Origin of the sequence: Paractinoplanes aksuensis (assembly GCF_024137025.1) — a bacterium.
Classification (GTDB): Bacteria; Actinomycetota; Actinomycetes; order Mycobacteriales; family Micromonosporaceae; genus Actinoplanes; species Actinoplanes aksuensis.
On the sequence record NZ_JAMYJR010000067.1, the window covers coordinates 12,987 to 31,593 of the forward strand.

At 71.5% G+C, this 18,607-nt stretch carries 17 protein-coding genes; 6 read left to right on the forward strand and 11 right to left on the reverse strand.

Features of this window, described 5'->3' with window-relative positions:
* The first annotated feature begins 6 nt into the window (after positions 1-6).
* Both M1L60_RS45605 and M1L60_RS45610 read left to right on the forward strand, forming a co-directional pair.
* A complete protein-coding gene (locus tag M1L60_RS45605; protein ID WP_253243876.1) occupies positions 7-792 on the forward strand; it encodes a DUF4097 family beta strand repeat-containing protein in 786 nt (261 codons plus the stop codon).
* Complete coding sequence (locus M1L60_RS45610; protein ID WP_253243877.1) at positions 789-1,550, forward strand: thioesterase family protein; 762 nt, start codon at positions 789-791, stop codon at positions 1,548-1,550. The genes M1L60_RS45605 and M1L60_RS45610 overlap by 4 nt, the downstream gene beginning before the upstream one ends.
* Before the next feature lie 5 nt (positions 1,551-1,555).
* Here M1L60_RS45610 and M1L60_RS45615 read toward each other — a convergent pair whose 3' ends face one another.
* The 4 genes from M1L60_RS45615 to era form a co-directional block, all read right to left on the reverse strand.
* A complete protein-coding gene (locus tag M1L60_RS45615; protein ID WP_253243878.1) occupies positions 1,556-1,933 on the reverse strand; it encodes a DUF5615 family PIN-like protein in 378 nt (125 codons plus the stop codon).
* On the reverse strand, positions 1,930-2,355 hold the full coding sequence (locus tag M1L60_RS45620) for a hypothetical protein (RefSeq protein ID WP_253243879.1): 426 nt from the start codon (positions 2,353-2,355) through the stop codon (positions 1,930-1,932). Before M1L60_RS45620 ends, M1L60_RS45615 begins: the two co-directional genes overlap by 4 nt.
* A 74-nt stretch (positions 2,356-2,429) precedes the next feature.
* Positions 2,430-3,494, reverse strand: a complete 1,065-nt coding sequence (locus M1L60_RS45625) for an acyltransferase family protein (protein ID WP_253243880.1) — start codon at positions 3,492-3,494, stop codon at positions 2,430-2,432.
* 108 nt (positions 3,495-3,602) lie between these two features.
* Positions 3,603-4,421 carry a GTPase Era gene (gene era, locus M1L60_RS45630; RefSeq protein WP_253243892.1) on the reverse strand — a complete coding sequence of 273 codons (819 nt, stop codon included), beginning with the start codon at positions 4,419-4,421 and terminating at the stop codon, positions 3,603-3,605.
* On the opposite strand from era, the gene M1L60_RS45635 reads away from it, so the two are divergent.
* The gene (locus M1L60_RS45635) at positions 4,356-4,856 is read left to right on the forward strand and encodes a hypothetical protein (RefSeq protein ID WP_253243893.1); all 501 of its coding nucleotides are present in this window, start codon (positions 4,356-4,358) and stop codon (positions 4,854-4,856) included. The two genes, era and M1L60_RS45635, sit on opposite strands and share 66 nt — an antisense overlap.
* Before the next feature lie 428 nt (positions 4,857-5,284).
* On the opposite strand, the gene M1L60_RS45640 is transcribed toward M1L60_RS45635, so the two are convergent.
* From M1L60_RS45640 to M1L60_RS45660, 5 genes are all read right to left on the reverse strand, one after another.
* Positions 5,285-5,632, reverse strand: coding sequence for a cytidine deaminase-like protein (locus tag M1L60_RS45640; protein ID WP_253243881.1), 348 nt, complete (start codon positions 5,630-5,632; stop codon positions 5,285-5,287).
* Positions 5,625-7,001: a hemolysin family protein gene (locus M1L60_RS45645; RefSeq protein WP_253243882.1), complete on the reverse strand. Its 1,377-nt coding sequence runs from the start codon at positions 6,999-7,001 to the stop codon at positions 5,625-5,627. Before M1L60_RS45645 ends, M1L60_RS45640 begins: the two co-directional genes overlap by 8 nt.
* A 3-nt stretch (positions 7,002-7,004) precedes the next feature.
* Entirely contained in the window at positions 7,005-7,475 is a 471-nt protein-coding gene (ybeY, locus tag M1L60_RS45650) for an rRNA maturation RNase YbeY (RefSeq protein ID WP_253243883.1), read from the reverse strand.
* 23 nt (positions 7,476-7,498) lie between these two features.
* A complete protein-coding gene (locus M1L60_RS45655; protein WP_253243884.1) occupies positions 7,499-8,572 on the reverse strand; it encodes a PhoH family protein in 1,074 nt (357 codons plus the stop codon).
* 126 nt (positions 8,573-8,698) lie between these two features.
* On the reverse strand, positions 8,699-10,090 hold the full coding sequence (locus tag M1L60_RS45660; protein WP_253243885.1) for a serine hydrolase domain-containing protein: 1,392 nt from the start codon (positions 10,088-10,090) through the stop codon (positions 8,699-8,701).
* Between the two features lie 51 nt (positions 10,091-10,141).
* Here M1L60_RS45660 and M1L60_RS45665 point away from each other — a divergent pair, with 51 nt between their 5' ends.
* A complete protein-coding gene (locus tag M1L60_RS45665) occupies positions 10,142-12,514 on the forward strand; it encodes a beta-glucosidase H (RefSeq protein ID WP_253243886.1) in 2,373 nt (790 codons plus the stop codon).
* 6 nt (positions 12,515-12,520) lie between these two features.
* Here the strand turns inward: M1L60_RS45665 and M1L60_RS45670 are convergent, their stop codons facing one another.
* On the reverse strand, positions 12,521-14,332 hold the full coding sequence (locus tag M1L60_RS45670) for an ABC transporter ATP-binding protein (protein ID WP_253243887.1): 1,812 nt from the start codon (positions 14,330-14,332) through the stop codon (positions 12,521-12,523).
* Entirely contained in the window at positions 14,329-15,855 is a 1,527-nt protein-coding gene (locus M1L60_RS45675; protein WP_253243888.1) for an ABC transporter transmembrane domain-containing protein, read from the reverse strand. The genes M1L60_RS45670 and M1L60_RS45675 overlap by 4 nt, the downstream gene beginning before the upstream one ends.
* A gap of 242 nt (positions 15,856-16,097) precedes the next feature.
* On the opposite strand from M1L60_RS45675, the gene M1L60_RS45680 reads away from it, so the two are divergent.
* The gene (locus M1L60_RS45680; protein ID WP_253243889.1) at positions 16,098-16,892 is read left to right on the forward strand and encodes a hypothetical protein; all 795 of its coding nucleotides are present in this window, start codon (positions 16,098-16,100) and stop codon (positions 16,890-16,892) included.
* A 945-nt stretch (positions 16,893-17,837) separates the two neighbouring features.
* Entirely contained in the window at positions 17,838-18,479 is a 642-nt protein-coding gene (locus M1L60_RS45685) for a hypothetical protein (RefSeq protein ID WP_253243890.1), read from the forward strand.
* The last annotated feature ends 128 nt before the right edge of the window (positions 18,480-18,607 follow it).

Here is an 18,607-nt window from a genome sequence, read left to right on the forward strand (position 1 = left end):
GACACCATGACCGCGACACTCACCCGGCGCGCCGGAGTTCTCGTCCTCATCGCCGCCACGACGGCGGCCACCCTGACCGGGTGCGCCGGGGTGGTCGGGGCCAAGATGACGTACGAGGACACCGAGAAGACGAAGATCACCGACATCCGCCTCGAGGGCGGCAGCGGCGACGTCGCGATCCGCGCGGCCTCGGTCACCGAGACCAGCATCAAGCGGATCATCCGCCGCAGCGGCGACCCCGGGCCTTCGTACACGCTCGACGGCAGCACCCTGGTCATCGACGCCTCGTGCGGACACAACTGCTCGGTGTCGTACGAGATCGTCGCCCCGGCCGGGGTGAAGGTGAACGGCGAGCTCGACTCGGGCGACATCATCTTCGACTCCGTCGGTGACACAGACGTCAAGCTCACCTCCGGCGACCTGATGATGACCGACCCGGTCGGCACCGTGAAGCTGCGCGGCACGTCGGGCAACATCCGGGTCGTCAACGCCAAGAAGCCGGTCGAGGTGCAGGTCACCTCGGGCGACGTCGAGGCCATGAACATCGACGCCCCGGTCAAGCTCAAGGTCACCTCGGGCGACGTCGACGCCGTCCTGACCTCGGTCCACTCGGTCGACGCCCAGACCACCAGCGGTGACGTCCAGGTGCAGGTGCCCCAGGGCAACTACAAGATCTCCACGCACGCCGGCTCGGGCGACGCCGGCGTGCAGGGCCTGACCAGCGATCCCACGTCCAAGAACGAGATCAACCTGCGCACGGCGAGCGGAAATGCGGTAGTCATCGGTTCATGAGTTTTTATCTCCCGCTCGGCGACGACCACTACCGCCCGACCCGGTCGACCGAGAGCCCCTGGGACACCGAGATGCAGCACGGCGGCCCGCCCGCCGCGCTGCTGGGCCGGGTGCTGACAGTCGACGGGCTACGCCTGGCCCGCATCTCGGTCGACTTCCTCGGCCCGATCCCCCGCCGCGACTTCCGCCTCGAGGTCGCGCCGCTCAAACCGGGCCGGCTCACCACGCTCAACGAGGCCCGCATGATCGTCGACGGCCGGGTCGCGGTGACCGCCCGGGCCTGGCACATCGCCCCCGGCCCGCCGCCCCCGGTGACCACCCCGCCCGAGCACGCCGACCCGCTGCCCCCGAGCGACGGCCGCGACGGCTTCCCGAACTACGACGGCTGGGGCTACGGCGAGGCCATCGAATGGCGGGCGACCAAGGGCGAGCTGGGCGTGGCCGACGGCGAGACCCACGTCTGGACCCGGGTGCGGATGCCCCTCATCGACGACCGCCCGCTGGACGGCCAGGACAGAGCCCTGATCGTGGCCGACTCGGCCAACGGCATCTCAGCGGTGCTGCCGATGGACAAGTGGCTCTCGATCCCACCCACGATGACCACCACGCTGCTGCGCCCGGCGGCCGGCGAGTGGGTCCACCTGGCGTGCCGCACAGCCCTGACCACGGACGGCCTGGGACTGACCTCGGGCGCCCTCTACGACGTCGACGGCCGCATCGGCGAGGTCGCCCAGCCCCTGGTCATCCGAGCCCGCTGACACGTTCAGGCCGACTGCAACCAGTCCTCGATGATCGGAGGCTCAGGCGGGCCAGTTTTCAGCCAGGCGTCAAGCGCGTCGACCAGCGGGCCGATCTGCTGCCGAGAGCGAGGGAACGTTCGGCTGCTAGTGAACAAGAGCCCGGCGATCGATGCATTTGCCTGGAGAGCTCTCAGCTTTATCGGCTGGAAGTCCTTCACGTTTTCGGTCAGAAGCCAGCATCGACGCGCAGCAGCCCAGGCGAAGACCTCGTCGTCGGGCACGGCTCGCATCTCTGGCCTCTCGACCAAGGCGACTACGGCGTGCCCCTGCGCTCGAAGCGCCTCGGCGGCCATCGGCGAGAACATCTCATCCAGCAATAGCTGAAGCGCCTGCTCAGTCACGCGATCAGCTTCCGCTGGACCGCCCAAGCGCGCTCCGCACGCACTGATGCATCCTCAGCGGCTTCGATCTCTCCGTCGATCTCGGCACTGTATTCGCTGTAGTAACTGACGGCTGACGTGATGCGGCTGACGTCGACGCCGAAGGTCTCAGCAGCCGCTACAAGGGCAGCCGGACCACGCTCATCGATCTCTCGAAGAAACTTGACGACTTCCCAGACGTCAGGCCCGTACGCGAGAGCCGCCCGACGGCCGGAAGGGCCCGGCTTGAAAATGACGCCTGGGTGCTCGGCCATACGCAAACCCTCGTCGACCAGTCGGTGAGCTAGCGCAGACACATTGTTGCCAACCTCGGTGGAAGCTTGGTGGCGAAGCCGGGCGAGCACCGCGTCATCGAATCGTATGGACCGGGGTGTCGTCGTCATGGCTACATCGTAGCTATCTCGCTACACGAGGCGCCATGGGAGATGCGGGCCCCAGCCACGGAAGTGCCACCGGCTCAACTTTTGACGCGTTGCAGGTCGGCGGCGCCGGCCGGGGCCGGTGAGACCGGGGCTGCGCGGCGGGTGGCGCCGGGGATCAACGACGGGCGGCGGCCCGCGGAGATGTCTTCGACCCAGCCGACCAGTATGACGACGATGGCCAGCAGGACGGTGACCACGGCCAGGCGCCAGGTGATGCCGACCCAGCCGTGTACCGGCAGGCCGGTCGCCTCGGCGAAGCGGACCACCAAAATGATCAGCGGGACGTGCCAGAGGTAGATCGACAGGGCCCGGGCGTTGAGGACGGTCAGGGTGCGGCGCGGGGCCACCCGCGGGGACACGCTGAGCACGATCAGGATGAAGGCGGCCGACCACAGGGCGTTGGCCAGCGGGATGTCGTTGAGGTCGTAGCCGCGCGGGCCGGGGTGGGTCAGGGCCCAGGCGGCGGCGGTCGCGGTGAGCACGCCGACGATCCACCAGCGGTAGCGGGCCAGCGCCGCCCCGCGGGCCAGCGCCACCGGGCGGCGGGCCAGCAGGCCGTCGTGGTGGGCGAAGCCGAGGAGCCAGGCGCCGCCGTAGAGGGCCAGGTCGCGGACGATCACGTGCGGCGTAAGGCCGGCCAGCGTGATCACGGTCAGGGCGGCGTACGGGAAAGCCAGGGTGGTCAGCGGGAAACGGCGGAACAAAGGCAGCAGCAGGGGCGACAGCAGGACGAACCACAGGAAGTCCCGTAAGTACCACATCGCGGCCAAGCCGTTGAGCCAGAAGCCCTCGGCCGGGGGGTCCTCGAGCGGGAACGCCCACAGCAGCACCTGCCACTCCCAGGCCATGCCGCCGATCAGCATCATCGGCACGGCCACGGCGACCAGCACCCACAACGCGGGCAGCAGGCGGTGCAGGCGGCGCTCGACCGCGAACGGGCCGTAGCGGTCGAGCGAGGCCGCCATCATCGAGCCGGCCAGCGCGAACATCACCGACATGGCCGGGAAGACAATCGTCAATGCCGCCCAGCCGGACGAGTGATAGACCACGACCCGGACGGTTGCGGCAGCGCGCAGCAGATCCAGGTACCGGTTTCGCATAGGGTTCGTTGTTACCCAACTCGCCGCTATGGTCGCAAACCGTCGTGAACTATCCCATAATCCATATATCGTGACGTTTAGATCTGGCGGGATCGGGCACGAGCGAAATCAAAAGCCAAGTTTCCGCAGCTGACGAGGGTCACGCTGCCACTCTTTGGCTACCCGCACATGAAGATCGAGATACACGCGGGCGCCGATTAATTGCTCGATCTCGGCCCGGGCCTTGCTGCCGACCTCTTTGAGCCGGACCCCCTTGGCCCCGATCACGATCGACTTCTGACTGTCGCGCTCCACGTAAAGATCCGCATAAATCTTGGTGACACCACCGTCGACCATCATCTCTTCGACGAGGACCGCGATCGAGTGCGGCAGTTCGTCGCGGACGCCCTCCAGCGCCGACTCGCGGATCAGTTCCGCGATCAGCACCTGCTCGGGCTCGTCGGTCAGCACGTCGTCCGGGTAGAGCTGCGGCGACTCCGGCAGGTGCTTGACCAGCACGTCGACCAGTGTGCGGACCTGATGCCCGGACACCGCGCTGACCGGGACGATCTCGGCGAAGTCGTACAACTCGCTCACCGCGAGCAGGTGTTTGGCCAGCGTCGCCGAATCGACCAGGTCGACCTTGGTCACCACCGCGATCACTGTCGCCTTGAGCTCGGCCAGCTCGGACGAGATGAACCGGTCGCCCCGCCCCACCGGCTCGTCGGCCGGGAAACAGACGCCGATCACGTCGGTCTCGCTCCACACCTCGCGCACCAGGTCGTTGAGACGCTCACCGAGCAGTGTGCGCGGCCGGTGCAGACCCGGCGTGTCCACCAGCACGAGCTGCGCGTTGTCCCGGTGCACAATGCCCCGGATCACGTGCCGCGTCGTCTGCGGCTTGTTCGACGTGATGGCGATCTTCTGCCCGATGATCGCATTGGTCAGCGTGCTCTTACCGGCGTTGGGCCGACCGACGAAGCACGCGAACCCGGCGCGATAAACGCCGTCCCCCGCCGCAGCAACTGTGGCTTCCCGATGCTTGTGGACGCGCCGACCCGGGCCGACGCCAGGGACAACGGCCGACGACTGGCCCTCGACCGGCTGCGCGACCTGGTCCCGCTGGACGCCGCCCCGCCTGGCGTCCTGTCCGGTCCGGGCGCCGGCGGGCCTCGTGTCCGGACCGCTCTGCCTCAGCCGCTGCTTGTTCCGGGCCCCGCCGCGATCCGGCAGCGCCTCACCATCAGCCCCGACCCGCTTCGGCCGCTGATCACGACCAGCCGCAGCCTGCTTGAATCGCTGATCCCGATCGGCGACCGACCTCGATCTCCGGTCACCCCGAGCGACGACGTCGCGCTCTTCAGACGTACGCGCCATAGCTGAATCGCCGGAACCCGGCCGTCCCGACCTACCGCGTGACTCGTCGCGAACCCATTCCTGCCGGCCACCGGCCCGGCGACCCGGCTCGCCGCCGGCTCCCGGAGTCTCCCGCCGTCCTGCGGACGGGCTCTCAGCTCGCCGCGCCGCCCGACGCTCCTGTCGCCGCAGCTCGTTCCGCTCGCCCGCGGTCATCCGCCGCTGACTGCCCGACGAGGTTCCGCCCGCAGCTCCACCCGGCGCCGAGCGTCCCGCCCGATCGCTACCGCCACGGGCCGCCGCGTTCCGGCCATCGCCGGCACCCCGGGATTCACCCGCCGAACGAGAAGCGGCATTCTCGCCGGTCTGGGCCGGGTCCGGAGTGGCGCCGGCCTTGGCCGCACCTCGGGTACGCGGTTTGCGAGGCGAGGAAGCGCCCCCGGAAGTGGAGTCGCTCATGCCGTGACCGTGCCGCACAGGCTGCCCGTCGGGTCGGCCACGTGGATCGGGGCGTCGGCCGCCAGGTCGCGCACCGCCGCCTGCCCCGCCGCCTCGAGCTCCGCCGTCTCGGTCACGACCGCCGCCGCCTCGATCAGCTTGGCCCCCGACGCCACCGCCGACGCCACGGCCAGCTGCAACGCCGTCACCGACAGGCTGGGCAGCGACACCGTGGCCGCCGCGTACGTGCGGCCGTCCTGGTCGCGGACCGCCGCTCCCTCGGCCGCACCGACCCGGGCGCGTGCGCTCCGCGCCAGGGTGACCAGCTTGGTGTCCTCGGCGCTCAAGGTGTCGATGTCAGGCATCCGCGGTCAGTTTCTCCTCGTTCTCGGTCGTGTTGCCGGGCGGTGTGTCCACCGCGGGCTCGGGCGGTTCGATCCGGCGCACCAGCACCGAGTCGATCCGGTTGCGCCGGCCGGTCGTGCCCTCGGCGACCAGGTGCAGGCCGCCGACGTCGACCGTGGCGCCGGGGATCGGCACCCGGCCCAGCGTCTGGGCCAGCAGGCCGCCGACCGTCTCGACCTCGTCGGCGGGCAGCTCGACCCCGAACTGCTCGCCCAGGTCCTCGATCGGCAGGCGGGCCGTGACCCGCACCGCGCCGTCCTCCAGGTGTTCCACCGGCGGGCGTTCGACGTCGTACTCGTCGGTGATCTCGCCGACGATCTCTTCCAGGATGTCCTCGATCGTGACCAGGCCGGCCGTGCCACCGTACTCGTCGACGACGATCACCAGGTGGGTGCGGGCGGCCTGCATCTCGGAGAGCAGGTCGTCGACCGGCTTCGACTCGGGCACGAAGGTCGCGGGCCGCATCAGGTCGGCCACCGCCTGCGCGGTCGAGGCCGGGTCGCCGTTCTGGGTGCGGCGGATCACGTCCTTGAGGTAGACCACGCCGAGCACGTCGTCGACGCTCTCGCCGATCACCGGGATGCGCGAGAAGCCCGACCGCAGGAACAGGTAGAGCGCCTGTTGCAGGGTCTTCGAGGCCTCTATCCACACCATCTCGGTGCGCGGCACCATCACCTCGCGGGCGATCGTGTCACCCAGTGCGAAGACCGAGTGAATCATCTCGCGTTCGCCGTGCTCGACGACGCCGCGCTGCTCGGCCAGGTCGACCAGTTCGCGCAGCTCGACCTGGCTGCCGAACGGCCCCTCGGGGAAGCCCTTGCCCGGCGTCACCGCGTTGCCGATGAGGATCAGCAGCGAGGCCAGCGGGTTGAGCACCCGCCCGAGCCAGCGCACCAGCGGGGCCGAGGCCTTGCCCACGGCGTACGCGTGCTGGCGCCCCACCGTGCGCGGCGCGACACCGACCACGACGAAGCTGACCACGGTCATCGTGCCCGCGGTGACCAGCGCCGCCGTCCAGCCGATGCCCCAGCTGTCCACGGCGACCAGCGCGACCAGGGTCGTCGCGGTCAGCTCGCACAGCAGTCGCAGCAGCAACAGCAGGTTGAGGTGGCGGACCACGTTGGAGGCGACGGCGGCCAGCGCCGAGGCGCCGCGTTCACCCTCACGGGCCATCTCGGCCGCGCGGGCCGCGGACACGCTGCCCAGCGCCGCGTCGGCCATGGAGGCGAGCCCGGCCAGGAACACCAGCAGGACGGCGAAGACGATGAGTTGCACGTCGGGCAGGCCCGCCGAAGCGGAACCTGCCGCGAGTAGATCAGCCGGGTCCACGACTCAGCCGCCGGCCCGTCCGGCCCGCCAGCTCTGGAGGAGCCTGTTCTGCAGGGCGAACATCTCGCGCTCCTCCTCGGGCTCGGCGTGGTCGTAACCGAGCAGGTGCAGCGCGCCGTGCACGGTCAGCAGGTGCAGCTCGTCGGCGGCCGAGTGCCCGGCCGCGACGGCCTGTTTGGCCGCCACCTCGGGAGCGAGCACGATGTCGCCGAGCAGCGCCGGCTCACCCGCGCCGGCCTCCCCGGGGCCGTGGTCGACGCTGCCCTCGTCCATGGGGAACGCGAGCACGTCGGTGGGGCCGTCACCGCCCATCCAGCGGTGGTTGAGCTCGGCCATGTAGTCGATGTCGACGAGCAGGATCGACAGCTCGGCGAGGGGATTGACCCCCATCTCGTCGAGGGCGTGCCGGGCCACCGCGAGGATCGCGTCGGTGTCGACCTCGACTCCCGACTCGTTGGCGATCTCGATGGACATAGTGGTGCTTTTACCCCTTGGGATCAGCGCCGGCGCCCCGAGCGGCCACCGCTGGCGGCGCGGTCGGGGACGGCGTGGACGGTTTGAGTGGCCCGTTCCTGCTCGTCGTCGTAACGCGCGTACGCGTCGACGATCTCAGCCACGAGCCGGTGGCGCACGACGTCGGAGCTGGACAGCTCGGCGAAGTGCACATCTTCGACATTCTGCAGGATCTCACGGACGACCTTGAGACCGCTGCTGGTGCCGCCGGGCAGGTCGACCTGCGTCACGTCGCCGGTGACCACGATCTTGGCCCCGAACCCGAGCCGGGTCAGGAACATCTTCATCTGTTCCGGCGTGGTATTTTGAGCCTCATCTAAGATGATAAAAGCGTCATTAAGGGTGCGACCCCTCATATAGGCCAAGGGGGCGACCTCGATCGTGCCCGCGGCCATCAGGCGCGGGATCGACTCGGGGTCGAGCATGTCGTGCAGCGCGTCGTAGAGCGGGCGCAGGTAGGGGTCGATCTTTTCGTTGAGCGTGCCGGGCAGGAAGCCCAGCCGCTCGCCCGCCTCGACCGCGGGCCGGGTCAGGATGATGCGGCTGACCTGCTTGGCCGTCAGCGCCTGGACCGCCTTGGCCATGGCCAGGTAGGTCTTGCCGGTGCCGGCCGGGCCGATGCCGAAGACGATGGTGTTCTCGTCGATGGCGTCGACGTAGCGCTTCTGGCCCAGCGTCTTGGGCCGGATGGTCTTGCCCCGGCGGGACAGGATGTTGAGCGTCAGCACCTCGGCCGGGCGCTCGGCGGTCGCGTCCTCGAGCATCGCCGCGGTGCGGCGCACCGAGTCGACGCTGAGCGTCTCGCCGCGCTCGATCAGCTCGATCAGCTCGGAGAAGAGACGCTCGGCGGTGGCGTTCTCGCCGGGGTCACCGGTGATGGTGATCTCGTTGCCGCGGACGTGCACGTCGCTGGCGAGGGTTCGCTCGATGAGCCGCAGGATCTCGTCCTTGGCACCCAGCAGGTTCACCATGATCTTCGGGTCGTTCACCGAGATCTTGGTCTGCACCCGCGCCGCGCCGTTGGAGCCCGCGCTGGAAGGGTTCGGCGTACCGGTCATAGGGCGGCCCAGAGGGCCTCCGCCACCTGCTCTCGTTCTCGTCGTCGCCCGAGCCGGGCGGCGTCCTGGAGGATCGTGCCATCGTATCCGCTCGGCGGGGTGAGCGCCGATGCCATTATCGCCGCGTCAGGCGTCGAAACCGCCGTCCGAGGCCGCCCCTCCGTCGAAGCCCTCCTGGACCCGGGTGACCCGGTAGGTGGCCCAGTGCATCCGCACCACCACGCCCGCCTCGTCCCGGGTCAGTCGCAGCAGCTCACCGGCTTCCCGGCCACTGACCGTACGCAGCACGTCGGGCTGCCCCGGCACGGGTTCGAAGATCGCCGGCGGGACGTCCGCGGCCGACTCGGCCAGCCGCGCCCGCAAGGCGCCGTCGTGCCACGAGAACACGAACGGTGTGCCCTCGCTGAACCACGGGCCGAGGATCGAGCGGTACGGCTGCGGGGCCGGCGGCGCGATCCGCCACGGTTCGATCCCGGCCGGGTCGAGCTCGACGGCCAGGCCCAGCAGCTCGTGCACGAGCTCGTTGGTGACGCGGGCGGTGCCGGAGGAGCCGAGGACGCCGCAGCCGAGCCCGGCCGGCAGCCCGGGGCCACCCCGGCGGCCGTACGCCGAAGCCAGGAAGCCGGGCATCGCGCCGTCATGGCCGACGTGGGTGACGAACCTGTCCTGGGGCTCGATGATCAGCCCGAGCCCGAACCCGGCCAGCCACAGCGCCTCGTTGGTCACGGTGGCCGGGAAGCGCATCTCGTCGAGGGTGGCCGCGGCCAGCACCCGGCCCCGCGGATCGGCCGTGGCCGGATCGGCCAGGAACGCGCCCCAGGTCGCCATGTCCTCCGCCGTGCTCCAGAGCTGAGCGGCCGGGGCGGCGCCACCCATCCGGGTCTGCGGCTCGGGCCGGGCCGCGTCGGAGAACTCGTCGACGACGTAACCGACCGCGGCCTGGGGCGGCGCGTCGAGCGTGGTGGCGCCCAGGCCGAGCGGGGTGATCACACGCTCGGAGACGACCTCGGCCCAGCTGCCGCCGCGCAGTTTGGCCACGAGCTGCCCGAGCACGGCGAAGCCCAGGTTCGAGTAGTGGTAGCGGCGGCCGTTGGGCAGCACCCGCTCGGCCCGGTCGAGCTGGGCCAGCACCTCCTCGTCGCCGGGGGCCTGCAGCGTGTCCCAGATGTCGCCGTACGGCTCCCGCTGGAACCCGGCCGTGTGCGAGAGCAGCCGCCGGATCGTCGCGTCACCGTGGGCCGGCACCGACAGGTGCTGGGCGATCGGGTCGTCCAGGTCGAGCAGTCCGTCGTCGCGGGCCTGCAGCACCAGCACGGCGGTGAACGTCTTGGTGATCGACCCGATCCGGAACCGGGTGTCCGGCCCGAGCGGGTGCTCGGGGTTGCCCGAGTCGCCGACGGTGAGCACCCAGGGCTCGCGGTCGGCGCGGTGGAGCGCGACGGCGAGCGCCGGGATGCGGCCGTCGGCCTGGGCCTTGCGGACAGCCCGTTCGTAGCGGGCCGGGGGATGGTTCTCCATCTCCATGATCCTAAGGTGGCAGCGACGGGCACGAAGAATGGGAGCGTTTCCATGACCGATGTCGAGCACCTCCTCGGGCAGTTGAGCCTGGAGGAGAAGGTCTCGCTGCTGGCCGGGCAGGACTTCTGGTCGCTGCCGGCGATCGAGCGGATCGGGTTGCGCTCGCTGGTGATGTCGGACGGGCCGATCGGCGTCCGCGGGGTCGGCTGGGCTCCGGACGACCCGTCGATCGCGCTGCCGAGCCCGACCGCGCTGGCCGCGGCCTGGGACGTCGAGCTGGCCGAGCGGGCCGGGCAGCTGCTGGGCCAGGAGTCACGGCGCAAGGGCGTGCACCTGCTGCTGGGCCCCACGGTCAACCTGCAGCGCACGCCGCTGGGCGGCCGCCACTTCGAGTGCTACTCCGAGGATCCCCTGCTCAGCGGCGAGATCGCGGTCGGCTTCGTGCGGGGCGTGCAGCAGCACGGCGTCGGCACGACGGTCAAGCACCTGGTCGGCAACGACTTCGAGACCGACCGCATGGAGGTCGACGTCCGGATCGGCGAGCGGGCGCTGCGCGAGATCTACCTGGCCCCGTTCGAGCGGGTCGTGGCCGAGGGCGGCTGGGGCGTGATGAGCGCCTACAACAGCGTGAACGGGCAGTCGATGGCCCGGAACGGCCCGATCCAGGACGAGATCCTCAAGCGGGAGTGGGGCTTCGACGGGATCGTGGTGTCGGACTGGCGGGCCGCGCGCTCGACCGTCGGCAGTGCGCTGGGCGGCCTCGACATCGCGATGCCGGCCCTGGAGAGCCCGTGGGGCGACAAGCTGGTGGCCGCCGTCCGGGCCGGTGACGTGCCCGAGGACGTCGTCGACGACAAGGTGCGGCGCGTTCTGCGACTGGCCCGGCGGGTCGGTGTGCTCGACGGCGGGCCGGCCGTGACCCCGCCCGGCGACCTCGACGGCGACGCGGTCGCGCACGAGGTGGCGGCGCGCTCGTTCGTCCTCGTACGCAATGAGAATTTCGCTCTTCCGCTGGAGCCGGCCGCGCTGACCAAGGTCGCGGTGATCGGCGCCCTGGCCACCGACGCCCGGGTGCTCGGCGGGGGCAGCGCCCAGGTCTCGCCGCCGCACGTGATCTCGCCGCTCGACGGGCTGAAGGAACGCCTGTCCGGGGTGGACGTCGAGTACACGATCGGCGCCGACCCCCGCCCGTTCCTGCCGGCCGCCCACGGCCCCGGCTGGGAGCCGGCAAAGGTGACGATCGGCCGCCACGACTTCCTCGTCGACCCCGCGGCCGTCCGGTGGATCGGCTCGCTGCCCGGCGGCCTCGACCCGGCCGACGTCGAGGAGATCCGCCTCGAGACCACCTTCACCCCCGACACCGCGGGCGAGCACACGTTCGCCGTCTCCGGATTCGGCACGTTCGAGCTCCGGGTGGGCGACGAGCTTCTGTACGAAGGCACGCTGCACCCACCGGGGGCCACCCGGGCCGACCTGCTGCTCTCCCCGCGGGAGCAGCGGGTCACGGCCACGCTCGAGGCCGGGGTGGCGGTGCCGGTGGTGATCCGCCAGAGCATCGCGCGCGGCATGGCCCACACCGTGTCGACAACGCTCGGTCACCGCGGACCCGGCCCCGACGACGAGGGCATGATCGCCGAGGCGGTGCGGCTGGCCGCCGGCTCGGACGTCGCCGTGGTCGTCGTCGGCACCACCGAGCAGACCGAGTCCGAGGGCTTCGACCGCACGTCGCTGGCCCTGCCCGGTCGCCAGGACGAGCTCGTGTCGCGGGTGGCCGCGGCCAATCCCCGTACGGTCGTGGTCGTCAACGCCGGCTCGCCGGTGCTCATGCCGTGGGCCGAGGAGGTGGCGGCGACGCTGCTGACCTGGTTCCCGGGCCAGGAGGCGGGGGCCGCGCTGGCCGACGTGCTGCTCGGCGTGACCGAGCCCGGCGGGCGGCTGCCCACGACGTGGCCACGGCTCGAGGAGGACTGCCCGGTGCTCGCGGTGGAGCCGCGCGACGGCGTGGTGTCGTACGAGGAAGGGGTTTTTGTCGGTTATCGCGGTTGGCTCCGCTCCGGCGTGGCGCCGCTGTACGCCTTCGGGCACGGCTCCGGCTACACGTCCTGGCAGTACGACGAGCTGACCGTCAACGAGACCGAGGCCGTGGTGACGCTGACCAACACGGGCGCGCGGGCCGGACGCGAGGTCGTGCAGATCTACGTCGGACCGTCGCCGGTCGACCCCGACCGCCCGGAGCGCTGGCTGGCCGGCTTCGCCAACGTCGAGGCGCGGCCGGAGGAGACGGTGACCGTGCGGATCCCGCTGCCACCACGGACGTTCGAGACCTGGGCCGACGGCGGCTGGCAGCGCCGGACGGGCGGATACCGCGTGATCGCCGCGCACGCGCTCGACGACCCCCGCCTCACCGCCGCCCTCGAGGTGTAGACAGGCTCACAAGAAGTCCCCTGTGGACAACGCGTTCGGCCCACTCCGCCCGGTGTAGTTTGGGCCCGCCCCCTGGTCGGGCGGGGTGGGCTGGTTGCGGGAGCGCCAAGCCGACCACAAGGTCGCATAACGGCCGCCCTCGGCGACCAGGCCGTCGTGGGTTCCCTCCTCGACGACGGCTCCGTGCTCGAGCACCACGACGCGATCGGCCCCGGCCGCCTGGGTCAACCGGTGTGCCACCAGCAACGTGGTGCGGCCCTTGGTGGCGGCCAGCGCCGACTCCTCCAGTTCGCGCGCACCCGCGCTGCCGGCCTCCGCGGTGGCCTCGTCGAGAATGGCGATCGCCGGGTCGAGCAACACGAGCCGGGCCAGCGCCAGCTGCTGGGCCTGGGCCGCGGTCAACGGGTGCCCGCCCTCACCGACCACGGTGGTCAGGCCGTCCGGCAACGCGCGGGCCCAGTGCAGCGCGCCGACCCGGGCCAGCGCGGCCTCGGCCGCCTCGGCCGTCGCGGCCGGGCGGGCCAGACGCAGATCCTCGATCAGCGGGCCGGCGAAGACGTGCGTCTCCTGGCTGACGATGGCCACGATGCCCGGCGCCAGCTGGTCGACCGGCACGCCGCCGGCGGTGGCCGTGCCGGTGAGCGGGCGCAGGATGCCGGCCGCGATCGAGGCGACAGTCGTCTTGCCGGCGCCGGTCGAGCCGACCAACGCCACCCGCTCCCCCGGCGCCACGCGCAGAGTGATCCCGCGCAGCACCGGCACCCGCTCGTCGTACTCGAAGGTCACGTCGCGCAGGGTCAGGTCGGCCGCGGCCAGCGGGCGGACGCCGGGCGGGGTCACCGGCAACGTGCCCACCCCGACCAGGCGGGCCAGTCCGGCCCCGGCCGCCTGGATCTCGTCGAAGGTGAACAGGATCATCGAGACCGGGTTGAACAGGCGGTGGAACAGCACCGCGGCCGCGGCGGTCTCGCCCACCGTCACCCAGCCCGAGCGCACGAACCAGAAACCGGCGATCAGGATCGTGGCCAGGCCCAGCAGCTCGGCCCGGTTGATCCGCCCCACGAACCGGGTGAACAGGGCGAACACCCCCACCGAGAGGTCCCGGGCCCGCACCGAGGCCCCGTCGATCGCATGCAGGTGGCGACCTTCCAACCGGTACGCATGGACAGTGCGCACCCCCTGCAGGCTCTCCATCAGCAGCTGGGAGCGGGCGCCGACCGCGGCCCGCTCGGCGGCGTAGATCGGCGCCGAGCGGGGCAGATACCAGCGCAGCGCCAGCAGATAGGCCGGCATGGCGGCGAGCCCGGCCAGGCCCAGCCGCCAGTCCAGGCCGAACATGGCGGTCACGCTGAGCAGGGCCAGGAACAGGGCCGAGATGACGGTCGGCAGCACCTCGGCCGCCGCCGCCCCGACCGCGGCCACGTCCGCGCCGACCCGGGCCAGCAGGTCCCCCCGCCCGACCCGGTCGAGCGTGGTGACCGGCAGGCGCAGCGCGACCCCGACGGTCTGCTCGCGCAGGTGGGCCAGGATGCGCTCGCCGAGCCGGCTGACCATGGTGGTGGTGGCCCCGGCGGCGATGCCCCCGAGCAGGGCGATCGCGGCCACGACGAGACCGATGGGCACGAGCGCGGCCGAGGCGGCGCCGTCCCGTACGAGATCGACCAGGAAGCCCAGCGCGGTGACCGGCACCACCGAGGCCCCGGCCGCGCCCAGCCCCGTGGCCACCGTGAACGCCAGTTCGAGCCGGCGGGCGCGCAGCTGCGTGCAGAGCCAGCGCCAGGTCTGCCGCGGGGTCGCGATCGGAAGAGCGGCGGTCACCGCAGCACCGCCGCCCGGTAGGTGTCGTCGGTGGCGGCCAGCGCGGCGTGCGTCCCGGTGGCCACCACCGTGCCGTCGCGCACCACGATCACCCGGTCGGTCACGGCCAGCAGGGCGGGACTGGTGGTGATCAGCAGCGTGCCCAGCGTCGAGCCGGGCCGGTGCCGCAGGTCGCGAATGCCGCGGGCGATGGCGTGCTCGGTCACCGCGTCGACGGCCGTGGTCGGTTCGTGCAGGACCAGCAGCCGGGGCCGGGCCAGCAGCGCCCGGGCCAGGGCTAGCCGCTGCCGCTGACCGCCGGACAGGGCCGCGCCGCGGTCGGCGATGGCGTGGTCGAGCCCGTCCGGGTGGGCCGCCACCACGTCGTCGGCGGCCGACGCGCGCAACACCTCGCCCAGTTGCTCGGAGCTGTCCGGGTCGAGCAGGTTCTCGCGGATCGTGCCGCTGAACAGCTCGGGCAGGTGGGGCGCCACCAGCACGTCCGGGGAGCCGTCGTCGAGCAGGGCCACCAGCGCGCCCGCGTCCGGCTCGACCACCACCCCGACGCACTCGCCGGCCACCGGCGGCACCGGGTTGTCCCCGCCGGGTGGGGCGGCCGGGCGCAGGGCCAGCACGGCCTCGATCCGCTCGGCCGAGGCCCGCGACGAGGCGAACCAGCCGGGCGCGGCCGACAGCGTGGCGAACGGTTCGCCCAGAAAGGCGGCGAGCCCGATCACCGTCACCAGTTCGCCGGCCGAGATGCGCCCGCTCAGCGCGAACCACCCGGCCAGGATCGCGATGCCGCAGGCGACCAGCGTGCTGACGGTGTCGGAGGCGGCCTGGAACCAGCCCAGTGTCTTGGCCGCCCGCAGTGTGGCGGCCAGCGACTCGCGGCTGGCGTCGCGGTAGCGGCGGGCAGCGGCGTCCTGGGCGCCTATCCCCCGCAGCGGGCGCAGGCCGGTGACCAGGTCGGTGGCCAGCGAGGCGGCCCGGCCCGCGACCTCCTGCCGGGCCGCGATCCGGCGGGTGATCCGGGGCGCCGCCCGCTGCAGCCCGATCAGCACGACCGGGGTGCCGATCAACACCACCAGGCCCAGGGGTACGGAGATCAGGCAGAGCCCGATCGCGCTGATGGCCGTGGCGACCAGGGCTCCGAACAGCCTCGGCAGATAGTCGAGCAGATACGACGTGGTGTCGGCGTCGGTCGTCGAGATGGTCAGCACGTCACCGGTGCGCACCTCGCTCCGCGGGTCGAGCACCTTGGCCGCCACCTCGAGCCGCAGCCGGTGGGCCTCGTCGGCGATCGCCCGCATCAGCTGGCGGGTGCCCGTGCGGTAGGCGACGGTCAGCACCAGGAAGAGCACGCCCAGGACGCCGGTCCACAGGGCCAGCCGGCCGAGGCTGCCGGTGGCCACGGCCCGGTCGACGATCACCCCGATGAGGATCGGCACGACCGCCTGGCACCCCTGGTGCAGCCCGATCAGCAGGCTTCCGGACGCGACCCGGCCACGGTTGCGGAGCAACGTCCGCCACAGGAGGTTCACGCCCGCTCGTCATCGAAACTCATCGACTATTGACCTTGGCCCGGCGCCACCGGCAGATCAAGACCGGAGAGCACTCGGGCAACTTCCCGCAGTGACCACCGGGACGGTCGGAAGCCCGGCTCCGACCTCAGCCTTTACTTCAAGATCTAACTCATTGTGACTAACGTCGCTGACACGTAGAGTAGTTCAAGCCTAAAGTGCGTGGGTCCGGTTGATCCGTTACGCCCGTTAGGACGCCTCGCATGCCGCGGATTCCTGAGCTCGACGCCAAGGCGCTGGCCCGGCACTGCGCCGCCGCGCTCGCGGCCCATCCGACCGGCGGACGCTTCGCCGCACTGGCCGTCGGACCGACCGACCCGACCGCCGACGTGGCTCGCACAGTGGCGCCTTCGAGCACCGCCGAACACGACGTGAACAGCATCTTTCTGCTCGTTCTGGACAGGCGGAGCGGACTTCCGGCCGGGGTCGGCCAGGTGGTCCGGGGCGGCGGCCGCGCGCTGGACGACGGCCCCGAGCGGATCGGGCGCGACCTGTCGGCGGTGGTCGAGGCGCACGGCCTGCACGACGGCGGCACGATCTGGGATCTGGCTACGCTGAGTGTTCTTCCCGACTACCGTAACGATCGTTCGGCCGTTACTGTGAGTGCCCTTCTGTATCGCTCGCTGCTGCGGGCGGGGCAGCGGGCGGGCGTACGCCATCTGGTGGCCCTGCTCGACCAGCCGGCCCACCGCGACCTGATGCTGCTCGGGCTCCCGTTCGTGCCGATGGCCGGGGCCGGGCCGGTCGACGGGGTGCACGCGGTCTACGCGCCCTTCGCCGCCGCCGAGACCACGATCGCCGACCAGGGCCGCCGCCTGCGCCGCCTCACCGGCCCGTTCGCCGGCGAGCTGCCCGCGCGCGGCCTGCGCCGGCTGCCCGCCCGCCGTCTCGCCGCGCGTCTGTCCGAGCAGGTCGCCACCGGCCGCGACCTCGACGAGCACATCCTGCTGCCCGGTCTGGAACGCCGCCGTTACCGCGGACTCCGGGCGCGCGGCTGAATCCACTACCGCTTGTCCGCAGTTGGGCCGCCGACCGGCCGCGGCGCGCGGTATCCGTGGTTGTACCACTGATGGTCCCGCCCGGCGCCGTAGGCACAAAGAACGGGAAGAACGACGTAGGCGATAAGGCGCCAGGCGCCACTGTTACCGATCGGCATGCATCAACCCTGGAATGGCGCGGCGCCCGGAAAACATATCGCCCCGGCCCGTCCGGCCTCGACTTTCGTGCGGCCCGGCCGACCGATCATCCGAGCATTCCGGCCCATTCGATTCAGGAGCGGCCGCTTCTGCGATAAGCGCCGGCCCGCGCCACCGCCGGAATCGGTCGGCCTGTCATTGCGCCTTGTGCCGGTGGACTGTGTTCACCGGCGGCGGCGAAGCAGACAGGCCTTCGCCAGCCCTCGCCGCGGCCGGACGCCGGACGGTGGACGTCTCGGGGCCGGGACACGGGCGACCCGCCGGCTGAGCACGAAGAGACAGAACAGAAGCGCGAGAAGGAACTCGGTCGTCCGCACAGCTTTCTTCCGTGGCCTTTCCACTTCAACTCATGCAGGTTTCAACCAGGGAATCCCAAGGTTCCTGAGCTCGGGATTCCCCGGCCGGGTCACGCCGCGATTTCGGAGGATCGGCGCGCCGCCGGCAACGCTGCCGGTTGCGGGCGTGCCGATTCCTTTCCGATCGCCGGGCGAACCGCTTCTTGCAAGAGGTAGAACTGCCGGCCGGCGACGGACGACTTCGGTCGCCGGGCTACCGCCAGTGGCAAAAAGGATCGCCCCGGGCTGACCGATCGGCGGATCCCCGGCGTAGGGACGGTTCCCCTTTTCCGGGCAGCAGTCACCATCAAGACCGGTGGTCGTTTCAAAACGCAGCCGGACCTGGCGTGACGCGAGGATCAGGAAGGTTCCACCATGTATCGAAGAGACGCTGTCCGGACCGGAGAAGGTCGTGGGTGACAAGCAGATGATCGGACGCGTCAAGGTGTCCGCCGTCGGCGGGCCGATCGGGAGCACGACGCTCGTCCTCCCACTGAGGTTGCCGGCGCCTGAGGCGACGCCGCCGCCCGTGGCCACGCCGCCCGAGGTCGCGCCGCCCGTGGACGCGCCGGCCGAGGCCGCGCAAGCTGAGGTCGCGCCGGCCGAGGCGGGCATGCCACCCGACAAAGCGCTCGAGGTGCTGACCCTGGCTCAGCGCACGGCCGCGGCTCATGTCGCCGACGCGACCGACCAGGCGCGCCGCATGCTGGCCGAGGCCGAGGCCCGCGTCGAGCAGATGGATCGGGAGGCCCGGTCCCGGGCCGAGAAGATTCGGGCCGAGGCGGAGATGATGGTGGCCGGGGCACGCAGTGAGGCCGAGACCATCGTGGCCGCCGGGCACGACCACGCCGAACAGTTACGACGCCAGGCGCAGCAACGCTACGAGGATGCCGTGGGTGGTCTGTCGATCAAGCGGGAGGCCCTGCAGAAACAGATCGAGACGCTGGAGTCCTTCAACTCCGACTACCGGCACCAGCTGACGGTCTTCGTGCAGAAGCAGATGCGAGCCCTCTGGACCGAACAGCCGGACGTGGAGGGCGAGCCTTCGAGCTGACCTCCCGAGTTCTCGACGCGGCGGGCCCCCCCCCCCCCCGCGGGGGGGGGGCCCCCCCCGGCCCGCCCCCCCCCGCGGGGGGGGGCCCCCCCCGCCGCGCCGGGGGGCGGGGGGGGGGGGGGCGGGCC

What these genes read in the sequence shown, in the direction of transcription:
- M1L60_RS45605 (WP_253243876.1), top strand. Translation starts at nt 7, where the DNA reads ATGACCGCGACACTCACCCGGCGCGCCGGAGTTCTCGTCCTCATCGCC.
- M1L60_RS45610 (WP_253243877.1), top strand. Translation starts at nt 789, where the DNA reads ATGAGTTTTTATCTCCCGCTCGGCGACGACCACTACCGCCCGACCCGG.
- M1L60_RS45620 (WP_253243879.1), bottom strand. Translation starts at nt 2,355, where the DNA reads ATGACGACGACACCCCGGTCCATACGATTCGATGACGCGGTGCTCGCC.
- M1L60_RS45625 (WP_253243880.1), bottom strand. Translation starts at nt 3,494, where the DNA reads ATGCGAAACCGGTACCTGGATCTGCTGCGCGCTGCCGCAACCGTCCGG.
- M1L60_RS45640 (WP_253243881.1), bottom strand. Translation starts at nt 5,632, where the DNA reads ATGCCTGACATCGACACCTTGAGCGCCGAGGACACCAAGCTGGTCACC.
- ybeY (WP_253243883.1), bottom strand. Translation starts at nt 7,475, where the DNA reads ATGTCCATCGAGATCGCCAACGAGTCGGGAGTCGAGGTCGACACCGAC.
- M1L60_RS45655 (WP_253243884.1), bottom strand. Translation starts at nt 8,572, where the DNA reads ATGACCGGTACGCCGAACCCTTCCAGCGCGGGCTCCAACGGCGCGGCG.
- M1L60_RS45660 (WP_253243885.1), bottom strand. Translation starts at nt 10,090, where the DNA reads ATGGAGAACCATCCCCCGGCCCGCTACGAACGGGCTGTCCGCAAGGCC.
- M1L60_RS45665 (WP_253243886.1), top strand. Translation starts at nt 10,142, where the DNA reads ATGACCGATGTCGAGCACCTCCTCGGGCAGTTGAGCCTGGAGGAGAAG.
- M1L60_RS45680 (WP_253243889.1), top strand. Translation starts at nt 16,098, where the DNA reads ATGCCGCGGATTCCTGAGCTCGACGCCAAGGCGCTGGCCCGGCACTGC.